Source organism: Kibdelosporangium philippinense (assembly GCF_021390435.2).
Taxonomy (GTDB): domain Bacteria; phylum Actinomycetota; class Actinomycetes; order Mycobacteriales; family Pseudonocardiaceae; genus Kibdelosporangium; species Kibdelosporangium philippinense.
The window spans coordinates 1455560-1469323 of sequence record NZ_JAJVCN010000003.1 but is presented as its reverse complement, the minus strand read 5'-3'; the positions used below and the strand labels follow the sequence as shown (position 1 = coordinate 1469323).

General features: G+C 64.2%; 22 protein-coding genes and 1 pseudogene. 20 read left to right on the top strand and 3 right to left on the bottom strand.

What is annotated here, in order from left to right:
* Positions 1–33: 33 nt before the first annotated feature.
* Positions 34–1011: a hypothetical protein gene (locus tag LWC34_RS39025; RefSeq protein WP_233730238.1), complete on the top strand. Its 978-nt coding sequence runs from the start codon at positions 34–36 to the stop codon at positions 1009–1011.
* A 73-nt stretch (positions 1012–1084) separates the two neighbouring features.
* Here the strand turns inward: LWC34_RS39025 and LWC34_RS39020 are convergent.
* A pseudogene (locus tag LWC34_RS39020) lies at positions 1085–2051 on the bottom strand (AMP-binding enzyme); the annotation flags it as partial.
* A 24-nt stretch (positions 2052–2075) separates the two neighbouring features.
* Here LWC34_RS39020 and LWC34_RS39015 point away from each other — a divergent pair.
* Positions 2076–3674: a recombinase family protein gene (locus tag LWC34_RS39015; protein WP_233730237.1), complete on the top strand. Its 1599-nt coding sequence runs from the start codon at positions 2076–2078 to the stop codon at positions 3672–3674.
* Here the strand turns inward: LWC34_RS39015 and LWC34_RS39010 are convergent.
* A complete protein-coding gene (locus LWC34_RS39010) occupies positions 3671–3970 on the bottom strand; it encodes a hypothetical protein (protein ID WP_233730236.1) in 300 nt (99 codons plus the stop codon). The genes LWC34_RS39015 and LWC34_RS39010 overlap by 4 nt on opposite strands.
* Positions 3971–4088: 118 nt before the next feature.
* Positions 4089–4529 (bottom strand): hypothetical protein, encoded by a 441-nt coding sequence (locus LWC34_RS39005; protein ID WP_233730235.1) that lies wholly within the window; start codon positions 4527–4529, stop codon positions 4089–4091.
* A gap of 134 nt (positions 4530–4663) precedes the next feature.
* On the opposite strand from LWC34_RS39005, the gene LWC34_RS39000 reads away from it, so the two are divergent.
* From LWC34_RS39000 to LWC34_RS38915, 18 genes are all read left to right on the top strand, one after another.
* Positions 4664–4912: a helix-turn-helix domain-containing protein gene (locus LWC34_RS39000; RefSeq protein ID WP_233730234.1), complete on the top strand. Its 249-nt coding sequence runs from the start codon at positions 4664–4666 to the stop codon at positions 4910–4912.
* Entirely contained in the window at positions 4912–5079 is a 168-nt protein-coding gene (locus tag LWC34_RS38995; RefSeq protein WP_233730233.1) for a hypothetical protein, read from the top strand. Before LWC34_RS39000 ends, LWC34_RS38995 begins: the two co-directional genes overlap by 1 nt.
* Positions 5080–5326: 247 nt before the next feature.
* On the top strand, positions 5327–5980 hold the full coding sequence (locus tag LWC34_RS38990; protein WP_233730232.1) for a hypothetical protein: 654 nt from the start codon (positions 5327–5329) through the stop codon (positions 5978–5980).
* Complete coding sequence (locus LWC34_RS38985) at positions 5973–6251, top strand: hypothetical protein (RefSeq protein WP_233730231.1); 279 nt, start codon at positions 5973–5975, stop codon at positions 6249–6251. Before LWC34_RS38990 ends, LWC34_RS38985 begins: the two co-directional genes overlap by 8 nt.
* A complete protein-coding gene (locus LWC34_RS38980; RefSeq protein WP_233730230.1) occupies positions 6244–6600 on the top strand; it encodes a hypothetical protein in 357 nt (118 codons plus the stop codon). Before LWC34_RS38985 ends, LWC34_RS38980 begins: the two co-directional genes overlap by 8 nt.
* Before the next feature lie 53 nt (positions 6601–6653).
* Complete coding sequence (locus tag LWC34_RS38975; RefSeq protein ID WP_233730229.1) at positions 6654–7004, top strand: hypothetical protein; 351 nt, start codon at positions 6654–6656, stop codon at positions 7002–7004.
* Positions 7001–7606, top strand: a complete 606-nt coding sequence (locus LWC34_RS38970) for a hypothetical protein (RefSeq protein WP_233730228.1) — start codon at positions 7001–7003, stop codon at positions 7604–7606. Before LWC34_RS38975 ends, LWC34_RS38970 begins: the two co-directional genes overlap by 4 nt.
* 59 nt (positions 7607–7665) lie before the next feature.
* A complete protein-coding gene (locus LWC34_RS38965) occupies positions 7666–7836 on the top strand; it encodes a hypothetical protein (protein WP_233730227.1) in 171 nt (56 codons plus the stop codon).
* Entirely contained in the window at positions 7833–8615 is a 783-nt protein-coding gene (locus LWC34_RS38960) for a hypothetical protein (protein ID WP_233730226.1), read from the top strand. Before LWC34_RS38965 ends, LWC34_RS38960 begins: the two co-directional genes overlap by 4 nt.
* On the top strand, positions 8608–9510 hold the full coding sequence (locus LWC34_RS38955; protein WP_233730225.1) for a hypothetical protein: 903 nt from the start codon (positions 8608–8610) through the stop codon (positions 9508–9510). Before LWC34_RS38960 ends, LWC34_RS38955 begins: the two co-directional genes overlap by 8 nt.
* Positions 9507–9716: a hypothetical protein gene (locus tag LWC34_RS38950; protein WP_233730224.1), complete on the top strand. Its 210-nt coding sequence runs from the start codon at positions 9507–9509 to the stop codon at positions 9714–9716. The genes LWC34_RS38955 and LWC34_RS38950 overlap by 4 nt, the downstream gene beginning before the upstream one ends.
* Positions 9704–10204 carry a hypothetical protein gene (locus tag LWC34_RS38945; protein ID WP_233730223.1) on the top strand — a complete coding sequence of 167 codons (501 nt, stop codon included), beginning with the start codon at positions 9704–9706 and terminating at the stop codon, positions 10202–10204. Before LWC34_RS38950 ends, LWC34_RS38945 begins: the two co-directional genes overlap by 13 nt.
* A gap of 102 nt (positions 10205–10306) precedes the next feature.
* A complete protein-coding gene (locus tag LWC34_RS38940; RefSeq protein ID WP_233730222.1) occupies positions 10307–10645 on the top strand; it encodes a hypothetical protein in 339 nt (112 codons plus the stop codon).
* A gap of 4 nt (positions 10646–10649) precedes the next feature.
* On the top strand, positions 10650–11663 hold the full coding sequence (locus LWC34_RS38935; RefSeq protein WP_233730221.1) for an HNH endonuclease: 1014 nt from the start codon (positions 10650–10652) through the stop codon (positions 11661–11663).
* Positions 11660–11881, top strand: coding sequence for a zinc finger domain-containing protein (locus LWC34_RS38930; RefSeq protein ID WP_233730220.1), 222 nt, complete (start codon positions 11660–11662; stop codon positions 11879–11881). The genes LWC34_RS38935 and LWC34_RS38930 overlap by 4 nt, the downstream gene beginning before the upstream one ends.
* 82 nt (positions 11882–11963) lie before the next feature.
* Positions 11964–12923: a hypothetical protein gene (locus LWC34_RS38925; protein WP_233730219.1), complete on the top strand. Its 960-nt coding sequence runs from the start codon at positions 11964–11966 to the stop codon at positions 12921–12923.
* 40 nt (positions 12924–12963) lie between these two features.
* A complete protein-coding gene (locus tag LWC34_RS38920) occupies positions 12964–13266 on the top strand; it encodes a hypothetical protein (protein WP_233730218.1) in 303 nt (100 codons plus the stop codon).
* A gap of 11 nt (positions 13267–13277) precedes the next feature.
* Positions 13278–13454: a hypothetical protein gene (locus LWC34_RS38915; RefSeq protein ID WP_233730217.1), complete on the top strand. Its 177-nt coding sequence runs from the start codon at positions 13278–13280 to the stop codon at positions 13452–13454.
* Positions 13455–13764 lie beyond the last annotated feature (310 nt).

Genomic DNA, 13764 nt, shown 5'->3' with positions numbered 1-13764 from the left:
CTTGCGCGCGGCGAAAGTGCGACGCTGTTGCGCGTGTTGCGCGCGTGCCTTTGGGGTCTCGTCATGCTGCTGCTGGCCGGATGCGGTGCCCGCCCAGCGGTATCGCCAGGGCCGGTTGATCTGCCTTCGAAACCCGCGGACTTCGTGGACGTCTTCACGTGGTCACAGGGCGTTCCCGCAGGTGCGCGGCCGATTTCCTTGACCTTCAGCGGCCCGCACTTCTCGTACCAGTTCGGTGCTTTGGCCGTGCGGCCCGACATGGACGAAACCAGCGGCGGCTTGGAGGGCGGGCCAGCGCGTGCGGCCGCTGGGCACGAGTTCCTCGTGCTCTATCGGTTGCAGGGCGATGACACGTTTGCGCCACCTCCCGAGGCTCCTTTGGTCGCCGAGGTGGTGGTCTCGGGTGTGCGCAAACGTTTGCCCCAGGCTTTGGAACGCGGGAGCGCGCTAATCGTGAGTGTCCCGATCGGTGGCGACGCGACTTTGGAGATTACCGATGACAAGCCTTATCAGCTGAGTATTCGCAGCGGGCTAGGGGCTACTTCTGCTGCGCCTTCTTCTGCTGGACCTTCCTCGGACGCCGCTCCGAAGCCTGGGGCGGGCGCGGTCCGCTGGGACGATGGGAAGTACTCCGGTCAGGGGGCTTATCAGGGGCAACGGACTTCCGGGCCGCTTGGCGTGACCCTTGACCTGGGGACCCGGTCGGAGCTGGCTGCTAACTTGGCTGGGGTGGGCGCCGCGGCGACCAAGCAGGTGTGGCTGCGCTTGCCCGATGCCAAGATCAGCACTGATGATCCTGACCTGAAGGTTGACCTGGCGCGCAGCGTGTCGCTGACGTTGTCCACAGGCACGAAGATTTCGCCACGGGCTTCGTCGTCGGGGCTGCTTTTCTCGGTTCCTGAGCCTTTCAGTGGCGGGACTCTGACGATCGCCCCGGAATTTCCGGCTTCGAGCACGGCCGAGTGGTCGGAGAAGCCGGATCCCAAGCAGATCCCGTTGACGGTAGCCTGATCCCCAGGTCAGAGCTCGTGAGTGGTTATGCGTGTTCTAACACGCATAACCACTCACGAGCTCTGACCTTGGATTAGGGGTGCAGGATTGGGCGGAGGGCGTCGAGGACTGCTGGGTCTTCGATGGTCGATGGCACCGGTTCGGTTCTGCCGTCGGCGATTCCGCGCATTGTCTTGCGCAGGATCTTGCCTGAGCGGGTTCGGCAGGCCGGCCACGATCGACACGTCCCGGAATGCCGCGACCGGCCCGATGTCCCTGCGCACCGCGGCGATCAGTTCGTCGCGCAGAACATCCTCCTGCACCTCGACACCAGCCTTCAACACCACGAAACCCCGTGGCAGCTGGCCTTTCAGCGAATCATGCACACCGATCACCGCGCACTCGGCCACCGCCGGGTGAGCCGCGAGCACCGCCTCCATCGCACCCGTGGACAACCGGTGCCCCGCAACGTTGATCACGTCATCAGTGCGGCCCATGACGTAGACATAGCCGTCCTCGTCGATGAATCCGCCGTCGCCTGTGAGGTAGTAGCCGTCGTACGTGGACAGATACGAGCTGACGTACCGTTCGTCGTCTTCCCACAAGGTTGGCAAAGTGCCTGGCGGCAACGGGAGTTTGATGGCGATCGCGCCTTCTTGCCCCGCGGGCAGCTGGTTTCCTGACTGGTCTAGGATTTGTACGTCGTAGCCGGGCACTGGCACTGTTGGGGATCCTGGCTTGATCGGCATCGGCTCAAGGCCGCGCAGGTTCGCGCAGATTGGCCAGCCGGTTTCCGTTTGCCACCAGTGGTCGATCACCGGCACGCCCAGCTTTTCCGTTGCCCAGTGGTATGTCTCCGGGTCCAGGCGCTCACCTGCGAGGAACAACGTTTGGAAGTCGGCCAAGTCGTACTGTCCCAGTAGTTTCGCGTCCGGGTCGACTCGCTTGATCGCGCGGAATGCCGTTGGTGCCGTGAAAAGCGCCTTCACTCCGTACTCGCTGATCACGCGCCAGAACGCGCCTGCGTCTGGCGTTCCCACCGGTTTGCCTTCGGAAAACACGCGGTAGTGGTACCTTCCAGCGCTATGGCCGCTGACCTGCTTGAACTTGACGATTTGCTGTGTCTCCGCGAGTTCCTGCGCGTATCCAATGACCGCTCCGGACGCGAAGCGTCGCTGGACCAACAGCACGAGGTGTTGGTGGCGGACGGTCAACGGGATCGCTTCCGCCTCCACCCGGAGCCGTACCGCGAGGTCGGCAGCGCAAGCAAGTACGCGAAGAAGGCCCGCAAAGATTTCGATCGCCTGGTAAAGGACCTGGAGACTGGTCAGTTTGGAGCTGGCGGCCTGGCGCTGTGGGAGTTGAGTCGCGGCAGCAGGAAGGTCAAGGAGTGGGCGCACATGATCGAGCTGCTGGAAGAGCAAGGCCTGTTGGTTTGGATCCATACGCACCGCCGCATGTACGACCCTCGGATCGCCCGAGACCGCCGTACACTCCTGGAAGAGGCCATCGACGCTGAGATCGAATCGCACAAGACCAGCGAGCGCCTGATGCGCGACGTGGCGAGTCGGGCGGCCGAAGGGAAGGCCGCAGGCCGCCTGTCGTGGGGGTACACGCGACGCCACGACGAGGAAACCGGAAAGCTTATTGGGCGCGTTGTCATTCCCGAAATAGCCAAGCTTGTGAACGAGCTGTTTGGTCGAGTCGTTCGCGGTGAGGCGATCAGTGGGATCGAAAAGCTCTGGGCTCGGCGGGGTATTGTAAATGGCGTTGGTAAACCGTTCACCCATGCGCAGTTGGTTGAGGTTCTTCGCAATAGGACCTACATCGCTGAACGGGTGCACCTTCCCGGAAAACAAGGACGTTGGTGGTATCACCGCGACGAGGTTCGGATAACCAAAGGGGACTGGCCGCCAATCCTGAAGGGTAAGAAGGGGAGGAAACTCTTCTTCGCAGCGCAAACGATTCTCGATGACCCCTCTCGCCAGAAGGTGCGACCAGGCGGATCGCGGCATCTGCAAACCATGTTCACGCTCTGCGACGAGTGCGTAGGGCCAATGGTGGTTTCTGGAAAGCGGCCCTCTAAGGCAATGAAAAACGTAGTTAGGCCGGGCAAGGGGACGGCCGGGGGAATACGCAACGAGGACGGTGAAGGGAGGGCGCCAATCTATCGCTGCAAAAATAAGGGGTGTGTAACGATTAACAAAGACGATCTTGAAAAGTTTACGATTGAGGTTGTGCTTGCCTATTTGTCGTCTCCGAAAGTGTATGAAGACTTGGTGCGGCTGGACGGCGAGGGAGGGCAAGAATTGGAATCCCTTCGAGAAAAGCTTGACGTTCTTCGCCAGGAACATCGAGATCTCATTCAGTCGCGTAAAGCAAGGCGGATCACTCTCGCTGCCTTTGAGTCGCTCGAACCGGATCTCGTGAACGAGATTGAGACCTGCGAGAAGGAGATTCGCCGTCTGGAAACACCTCCAGTGCTGCGAGGGTTAATCGAGCCTGGAGTAGATGTGCGCGAGCGGTGGGAACAGATTGACGATCCAGTTAGACGTCGGGCGATTGTGCAAGTGGTGTTGACTCCCGAGCGGGCCGGACAGTTGCGGGTATTGAAGTCACCCGGTCCTGGCAAGCGGTGGCCCGTCGAGAGCCGCGTGGTTCTGCACCAGGCTCCGGCCGCTTAGTCGCGGTACCTGTGTCGGTCGGAGCTCGACTCTTCGACAGTCGACAAGTGGTGTCGCGCTGCGTCGATCGCGTCTCGGTATTCGCTGATGCGGTTCCGGTCCGATCGACGCTCTGCCCATCTGGTGCCGATGTACGCCACCCATGACACGCCGGTTCCGACTAGAAGCGTGACGAAGGCGAATCCGCCAAAAGCCGTCGGAGTGTGCATGGTGAACACGTAGATGACGGCATAATTACCGACAAGAGCCGTCAAGGCCAGCGAAATTCCGAACAGAACTTCCCGTGCAAGGAACATCCAACCTAATACCTCCCCTAAGGCACCGTGCGAATCTAAAGTCGATCTTCATCCGGGGTGCGTTAACCATAACGTGGGATCTTCACACGTTTGGCCTACAGGGGATTACTGCATGTAATCATTGCTTGTCGGACGCGTCCGTTTGCTTGACGTTCGGCGTCCGGTCGTGAGCTTCCTCGTTGATCTCTAGCGTCAGCTGGAACAGCTCCTCGAAGGCGGCGCGGCCTTGTTTCGCGCGAACTTCGGCGAGGAACTCGGCAATCTCTTGGGGTGAGCTGGTGAGCGGGTCGAGAGGTTGTCGAGCCTTTACTGGTTCTACGAATCCGTAGGAATAGGTGCCCCCGGCGAGCACTTCGTTGACGCTGCCTCGTGTCCAGTCCAGCCCGCGTTCGATGGCGATCTTGCTGTCTTCGGTGAGGCTGCCGCCTTTGCGTATTCGGCGCAGCAGTGCGATCGAGATCTTCCCCCGTGCTGCTACCTGCTCCCAGATTAAGCCCTGTTCAGCGCGTGACTCATCCATGAGTTCGGCGAGCCGTTCCCTGTCCGCGTCCCCCGACATGGCTCCTATGCCTCTCGCTTGCTGGCGATGTCTAGCGAACTTTAGCGCATTGAAGCGCTACGCGACCATTTGGTGACGCGATTCGTAGCGATGTGTACTTGTGTGTAGCGCTACAGACCGCTACGTTGATCGACATGGCACCAACCCCTCACCTCAGCCTCCCGTTCAGCGGGGCGAAGGCCCGCGAAAAGCGGCAGAGGCTCGGGCTCAGTCTCGACAAGGTCGCTGCTCGCTGCGCCGAACTGGGTCACAGCGTCCACTTCACGAACATCGGACGGATCGAACGGGGCGAGCACATGCCAAGCGCGGCCTTGCTCCTGGTGCTCGCCGAGGCGCTCAAGTGCACCTCGATCGACGACCTGCTTGACGAAGTCGCGGCGTGATGAACATCCGGCGCCTCGTTGTCGCCCCTGGCGAGACTCGGGCGCAGTTCATCGCTCGGATCGTCGCCACCGCGCAGGCTCCCGCCTTTGGAGAGCTGGAACGGCTGCATCAGCTACTGCCAAGGGCAACCAAGACACGGGTTTTCACCAAGTCGGAAGCGGCATGAGACATCGGCGCTCCCGGTGACCCAAACAAAAAGGCGGCGGTCCGGTGCGCCAACACCGGACCGCCTTTGACCAAGGAGGAGTCAGCTCCATGGCTAGAACCAACCGTATCTGTCCTCCCACGAGGGGCGAGTTGCGTGTAGCGGCTGCAGCCCTCCCGAACAGCATCGGCCCGCGCGGGCCGTTCACCAAAGGTCAGCAGACAGAGCTCAAACGTCAGCTCGCCGCGCTTGGAAAGGCAGGGAAGCGATGAGCAACAAGGCTGTTGGCGTGACGCTGGCCGAGTTGGGCGAGCTGGTCTCCCAATACGAAGACCTACCGACGTGGGGTCGGGTGCGATGGTCACACGACAGTGCCGTCGACGTCGAGATGGAGCGCGAAGGCGGGTCCATTATGGACGGAATCACCGAGCTGCAGTCCCTCCTCGTCTGGGCAGATCGATTCGACTTGGACGTTGAGGTCCAGGTTGAGACCTATCTGCACGTTCGGATGCGGTTCACGTTGGGCCGCTTCGATGTGGTGTTGAACGCCCGTGTATTCGGCGAGTCGTCAGCCCTCATCGAGGCCTTCGGCTGGTCCGTGGCTCCGGTAGGTGACGACCCCATCATGGTGAGTCGGGACGGTTTTCGTGCCGCGCTTCATCGGTACGAGGCTGCAGGTGTTCGGCGCAAGTGGCAGGTGAGGCGTGATCAGCACTTTGCGCAGAGCAAGGAGTACGGCGCGCGAGACGAGGACGCGGCGACGTATGCGGACCGCAAGGCCACTGAGGAACTCGGGCCGATTCCACCACTGGTAGGACTCGACGCAACTGTCGACGAGATGCGACTGGTCTCCGACTGGCACGTCGGGCAGCAGCAGCACGCGGGCGACCGGCGCCGTGACGGGGGCGAGTTCCGTGGCTGAGCGGACGTTCGGCCGTATTGACCGCTCCCCGAACGCGGTGTGGCCGCCTTACGAGAGGTATGTCCCGGCGAACCGTGCACAGCGCGAGGTCATGATTCGGGACGCGTTGCGTGGTGTCGAATTGGGGGCCTATGACGAGCGAATCGTGACGTGGCTGTCCGATTGGGACATTCCGACGGTGGCGGTGATTGTGTCGCTGTTGGAGCGAGCACGGGCCGCGGGCTGCGGGGAAGGGCTGGCCGAAGTTCACGGCGGTGAGTCGAGTGGCTGAGCCGAAGAAAGTCACCATCGCGATCAACAGCGTCAACAAGGCCGCTGGCGCGTTTCAGAAAGCGAGCGACCTGGCGAGAATGGCTCGGATCGACGCGTTGCGAGCCCTGCCCGACGAGCAGTTGTGCGAGCGGCACCCGGACGCTGTCCGCCTGACGGCACCGGAGACATGCCGAATTCCTAAGTGGGTCAACGAAAAGCCCACCGACTGCCCGCATGAGGGCTGGTGGCTGTTGTCGAACGAACGGTTCGAAATGCCGGTGACCAAGGGATGCACCACCGGCACCGCCGAGTACCTGCGTAGCCGGTTGTGGCTGGACCGGCGTGCGATTGAGCGGGGCATGGCATGAGACGGCCGCCCAGGGCGCCGCGCGATGAGTGGCGGCTCCGAGACCACTTCTGTGTGACGTTGATCCTCGCCGGTTCGGCGGCGGTGATCCTGTCGTTCGCGCAGGCGAACCAGGTCCCGCCGGAGATGGCTCTCGTCACTGCAGCGGCGATGCCGATCCGGCACGCCTACCTGCGGCACGCGCGGCCGCGGTTGCAGTTGCCGATGGTGGCGCTGTCCAGGCTGATCGGTTGGTGTGCGAGGCGGTGGCGCGTCGGGCTGGCAGTGCTGGTCGCCGTCGACGTGGTGCTCGGCGTGCTGGTGCTGGTTCGTGATGGTCACGATCTCGCGGCTCTCGCGGTGTTGTCAGCCGCGCTTCTCGGGGCCGTCGGTCGGCTGGCCTGGCTGTGGACGGCCGACCGGTGACCGGACGGACGAGGACGTTGGTGGTCGATCTGGCGAACAAGTGCGCCGAGGTTCGTGTCGACGGGCACACCGAGCTGATCTGGTCCGGCGTCACCCGCCGGACGGCGGAAAGCAAGGCCCATGCGTCCGGGTGGCGACGCGCGGGCGAATGGCAATTGACGACTCCGCCGGACGGGTTCTGGTGCCCTGTCCGGCCGTGCACGGAACTGGACAACGACATGACGAACCAGAAGACCTTGCCGCTCAACGACGTTCGTACGACGCGAGACAACGCCTTAGCGGCCGTTGATGAGTACTGGGCACCGGAGCTCGCCAACGAGCGCAAGCGCTCCAAGAGGTTCCTGCGTCAGCTGATGGCGTCCCGTAAGAAGTGCGTCCGGGCGACGTCGCAGTCAGTCGACCTGGCAGGCAGGCTTAAGGCGGCCGAACGCCAACGCGACGAGCTCGCGGCGTTCGTGCACGCGGTCCGCAACACGCTCGGCCTGGTCGACCTGCACGGCGCGAGCCCGACCGTGCTGATGTCGGACACCCTTACCGGCGCCCGCAACACCATGGCCGCGCTCGTTGACTTCCAGTCCGCAACGGAGTTTGCCCGTGACTGACGAGCAAATGAGCACCGATCCTGAAGACACGGCACATGTCGAGACGCGGGTGAGCGGCGATGCCTGAATTCCCCGCTGGTGCACGCGTGCAGATCGGCGAGCGGTTCGGCCGCGTACACCGCGACCTCCGCACCATCGCGGTTCGTATCGACGACGGCCGGCTCGGCTACTTCGTGCCGGAGGCCGTGCGCCTGGTCGACGAGCCGCTGACATCCGAGGAACCGCGATGACGCTCAGGATCGAAACCAAGCACCTGGTCGAGTTGCTCGGCACCCTCGCCTACACCGCCGGAACCGGCATCCTGTTGCACACTGCACGCGGCTACCCGACCGGCGGCGAACCCGGCAAGAGTGACCTTCTCGTCGGCACGTCGAGCACCGGCCGCGTGGCCGGTCACACGAACGTGGTGACCTTCGGGCAGTTGTCACAGCCGATGCTGTGGTCCATCGAGGATGTGGACGCGGTTCTCGCGTCCTATCGCCCCCGGTTGAAGGACAACAAGGACCACTCGGTCGAGATCGAGCTGACCGGCGGCCACATCATCGTTCGCGAAGACCCGGACATGTTCGGCGACGGCCTGCAAATCGAGTTCACCGCTGGCGATACCGCGGACTATCCACGTGAGCTCTGGTCGCTGCTCACCGACGAGCACGTCACACCCCGGGTCGAGACCGAGCAAGGCTCAGTCGTCGCGCGATCGCCACGCACGGACTACACCCCGGCTGACATTGCGCCGTTCGTAACGATCGCCAAGGCCCTCAAGTGCGAGCTGCAGACCTTCAACTACCACCACAGGCTGCCGACACTGGTGCAGATCGGGCATAAGTACCGCGGCCTGATAAGGCCCGTGCTGTGGCCGGACGAGCGTTCACCCCGACTCGGCGAAGGCCCTACCAGCGAGGTCTATCCGGCCAACCTGCCACCCAAGAACGTCGTAAACCTCAGGTCCGCCACCGGTGTGCACATCGGCACGGCACGGGCACCCAAGGGAGACGCGGCCGATGGCTGACTACCACGTGATCGACATCGACTTGAGCGGCTTGTGGAAGCTTGAGCACCCGCCAGCCTGTCCGCTCGACGAACGTCAGTGCCTGGTGCATCAGCGCGCCGAGCAGATTGTTGGCCCAGACACGAAAGCGGGCCGGTTTGAGTGCAGGCTGGGTCCGCTCGACGAACTGCTGATCGGTCGCGAAATCGCGGTGCACGACGCGACCGAGCCTGCCGTCAGCGACCAATCCACCGCGCCGCAGGGCGATCCTGTCCAATCTGGTGATGCACAGGTGCGATCGGTCCACCTTGACCTGAGCACCTTTCCGAATCCGGGCGCCGTGCTTGTTGATGGCGTCGACATCGCGCGTGCCGTGAGCGCCGTCGAGGTGCACGCCGACGTGCACAGTGTCCCGCACATCGTGCTGTCCATGCCGATACCGCAGGTGACAATCGACGGACAGCGGTGTCACGTCCAGCTGCACAAGGGCACGCGCGACGCGCTGGCCGAACTCGGCTGGACACCACCATGTCCTGAAACCGGCGCGCCGCTGGACTTCTACGGCCAACGCCGCGTCACCAAACTCGCGCTGGATCTGGCGCGCCGGTTGCTGTCGACGTTCACTACTGGCGAGAAAGCGCACCCAGGGCGGCCGTCGGTTCGAACCGGGTGGGTCGCCGAGGAATCGCTAAACCGCTGGCGCGAACTGATGACGTCACTCGTCGCCGACCATGCTGCATTCGATCCGGAGCATGGCCTGTCCGCGCCCGGCGTCGTCGACGACGTGCATGGAACCAACCACGCCATCATTCGGCACTACGAGTCCGGAGAGGACTTGTGCCGACCGTGCGCAACCCTGCGAGGCGAGCTGCAGCGCGCAGGACTGCCGAACCACGACACGGGAGGGCAACCGTGATCGTCGGCGCACTCGTCGCCCTGACGGCGCTCGGCGTGATCATCGCCTGCGCCGTGATTACGAAACGGTCCCGCGTTCAGCATTTGGAGCCGCGGTGGATCGACCGGACCGAGCTGGAGACTTTCCAGCTCGAACTCGAACTCTGCGAGGACCCCATTGGGGCGTTGGAAGAGGAACGCGGAGAGGCCTGCCAGTGTCCGGCATGATGGCCAACCGCGCGAAGACGTCAGCCGGGATCAGGCCATTGGTTGGACCGGCCGGTGAGCATGAGCTCGCCATCCTGGCGACGATCAGCTCGGGTATGGGCATCGACGAGATCCTCGCCAGCGGCCCGTGGTCGCTCACAGAGGTGACCAGCGTGATGCGTCGGCATGGCCTTGTGACGACGAGCAATGGTCAAGTCATCAGGGACGGCTTGCCGCTGGCGCAGTTGCGAACCGCGGTCGGCGAGTCGCCGAGTCCGTTCGTGCGCCAGCAAGCCGAGCGGGCTCACGCGCAACTACTCGCGCTGGGCAAGGCAATAGCAATGCAGACAGCCCGGGACAGCTCAGACGACGTGCGCCGAGAACAACGCCACGCACTGCAGAGCTGGCTGGAATGGTTGCGCGCCGCGCAATCCGGCGCACGCGACGAGCTTGACCGGCTGCGCGCCAGCTCGCCGCGCTCGGCCCGCGCGAAACGAGCCACGTCGTGACCTGAACCCACAGATTCATAAGCCAGGCGGTCGGTGCCCACTTCCCCGGGGCACCGGCCGCCGACCCACATTCACGATTGACCGTCCAGAAAGGACGCATGCGTGACCAACGAGCCAGTCCCGACCACTTGGGACGACTGGCGGTGGCCCGAATGGGTGCCCGAGCTGGTTCGGGCCGCCGTGCGGGGTTACTGGCACTACGGAAGCCGCGGCCCTGCGCATTGGCTGGCCGACGCGAAGCATCGCGGTGCTCCCGAATTCGGCCAGCACGTCGAGGTCGCGAAGTACGCGGGCCTGCGCACCGAAGCGGCGGGCCGATACATCCACTGCCATACGAACGTTGGCAGGGTGGTCCATGGCGACCGCCGGATCTCGCTGGTCTTCGTGATGCACGACGCCGTGCACTTCGTGAAGACCGTCGGCCTGTCAGGCAAGGGGTGACATCGTGCCCTATTTCCTCACCAGCGACACGTTCGCAGACGAGCCGATCTGGGAAGTGCTGGCTGGTGGCAAGACCGCCGTGATCGACGCTCTGCAGGCCGCTCATCAACGCCTGATGTCCCGGGCATCGCACACGATGACCGACGGATACCTCACGCAGCAGGTCGCGCTGCGCGAGTGCCGCACCCGCAAGGTCCTCACCCTGCTGACCACGCCGGTGCTCGGCAGGCCGCCACGCGTGCACCAGCGCGGCGACGAGTGCGAATGTCTTGGCGAGAGCTGGATTGAGGGCTACGACTTCAGGATCCACCGATTCCTCAAACGCAACCCCAGCAAGGCCGAGTACAAGCTGGACCGCGCGAAGAAGGCGAACCTTCGGGACGCCCGGCTCAAAGCCCTGGTGCACGACCGGGACGGCGGCTGCTGCCGCTACTGCCGATCCGGTCCGCTCTCGCCGAAGGCCGGTCGCGCCAAGGACCGCCGGAAGTTCCTGCAGTTCGACCACGTCGACCCCGACCAGGCCGCTACACCGGACGGTGAGGGCCTGGTTGTCGCGTGCGGACGGTGCAACGAGTCCAAGGGGCACCGAACGCCGGACGAGGCCGACATGGTCCTACTGCCCGCGCCTACCGAGGACGAGCGCGCAGCGTGGCAGGCGCGCGGCCTGATGTTGTTCGACCCGGCAGATCAGCAACCGATCATCGACGAACCAGCGTCAGATCAACAACATGATCAGAAACCGGCTGCTGATTCGATCATGGACAACGATCATGATTCCGACGCCAACCACAGCAACATCGGCGCGGCCGCCGTGCGGCCCGACACGGACAACACCGATCACGATCACCGCACGGCGGAGCCTGCGGAGGGTCCGGCTCGGGTCGGGCAGCCGCTATCCCATGGTTCCCTTCCATCCCAACAGGACAGGCCACTGCCCCCACGTCCATCGGAAGCCCCGGACATCTACCACCAGCGCTCCCGACATCCAGCCTCTCCAGCCCCCATGGATGACCCGTGACCAGACGAACCAAACGCGAAGAGGAATGGGTACTCGAAGGCCTCGAACAGCGCGAGTCGTTGCGAGCGGCCGCGCAGACGGTCGACTGCCCGGCGCCTCCCTTCGGATGTCAACAGCCCACCGGCAAGCCGTGCGTCAACCGCGTCGGCGAACCACTGCGACACATGGACCACGCCAGTCGGCTCACCCGAGCACAAGCCGCGAAGGACAGACCTTGACAACTGACCTCACCCAGCAGCAGACCGAGCGACCGCGATCCGGCCGAACGACGGGCGGACTCGTCGACCTGCTGGCAGCGCCATGAGCAAGTGCGTCATCCCATCATGCGGGCGGCCGAGCGACACCCCGATGTGCTCGGCCTGCTGGAGCCGACTACAGCGCCAGCTCGCCCGTACTGACGACATCCTCGAGGACCTCGAGCTGACCGGCGCTGGCCGGGACAAGATCCGCGGCGCTCCCACGGGTCGGATCTCCCATAGTTCAAGCTCTCCCATGCCGGTCCGGCCGCACGTGGTGCGCGCGGCCGACCGGCTACGCAACGCGCTCAGCACCTGGGTACGCGACTTGTGGGAGACCCACGCCATCCGATGGCAGGACTGCGATACCTGCGATGCTCGCTGGCTGTCAGGCGACAAGCGGCACACCACGCCGGACTGCGGCGGCTCATGGGTCGAGAAGGTCGCCGAACTCGGCCACGTCGACCACACGTCCGCAGGGCTGGCACGCTGGGTCCTGCGACACCAGAACTGGGTCAAGACGCATCCGGCCGCCGACGAGCTGCACGCCGACCTCCTCGACGCGTACGCCGATGTATTGCGCGTGATCGACCGTCCGGACGACCGGCTGTACCTAGGGATCTGTTCGGCCGAACTGGAGAACGGCGAACTGTGCGAGGTCGACTTGTTCGCACGTCAGGGCCAAACCGCGATCCGGTGCCGCGGATGCGACTCGGCCTGGAACGTGCACGAACGCCGCGAGTACCTGACTGCAGCCGTCGACCACCAGTATCTGCCGTCCAACCTGGTGATCGCGGCCGTCACCCGACGTGCTCACCACCTGACACAGTCCATGCTCCGCAACTACCGCGCGCGCGGCCGACTCACCGCCTACGTGCACGACGAGTCAGCGACACCCGACGAGCACGGCCACCAGGTGCGGCCGATACGCGACGACGACGACCAGGTCGCGCTGTACCGCGTATCCGAGGTCGTTGACGTGCTCACCACCAAGTACCGCCGGACATCCCGGGAGGCGTCATGATGACCGGGCCACGCTCCACCTGGCGGCGGAGGTGGTCAACGTGCTATCCACCAAGTACCGCCGGGAGGGAAGGGAGGCCAGCCGGATGTACGACATCCTGAATACGGCGACCGGCGAGACCATGACGTGCGTCTCGGACAAGGGCCGCGCGAGGCTGCTCGCCGCGCCGATGGAGTTTCACCGAGTGGTCGACGTCAGCCACCAGGGTTACATGTACGCGCACGGGCCCCGGCGAGGCTGGGCACAGGAGCACCCGCACGACCACGCTGGCCGTGAGCACATACGACTGCGGCTCGTCGCCTTGATCGCAGAAGCGGAACGCCGATCGGCGGACAGCGAGTAGGGAGCACAACCATGGATCCTCGAACCGAACAGCCCACGAACGGAGAGAATGACGTGCCCAGCCACGTTGAACGCGTCGAACGCGATGGCGAAGTCACGATGACCAACCAGCAGACCGGCTACTCACGTAGCGAACCGGGCGAGGTTGCGGACTGGCTGGAGTCCCTGCCGCTGGACACACTCAAGTAGACCGTCGCCTGTGGAGAGATCCCTCGCTGCAAAGTGGGGGATGTTTGGGGCAATGAGTTTGGGCCCCAGTCGGACAACGGAATTTTGGCCCTGGCGCGTGTGAGTGGAGCCCCGTTTGTGGGGTAGGTGGTGCGAGCGGACAGGTGTTTTGCCCCAGCTCTGGATGAGTGAATCTTGCGGTGGTGGCGTGCCGTCCGGAGCCGTCGAGCTTCTGCGGGCCGGGTGTTCACGGCCCCTGTGTCCCTGACAGGTGCGGGTTCCGTGAGCAGCCGGCCCTTCTGCTTTCAGGGCTGGAGCGGGCGAGGCTGAC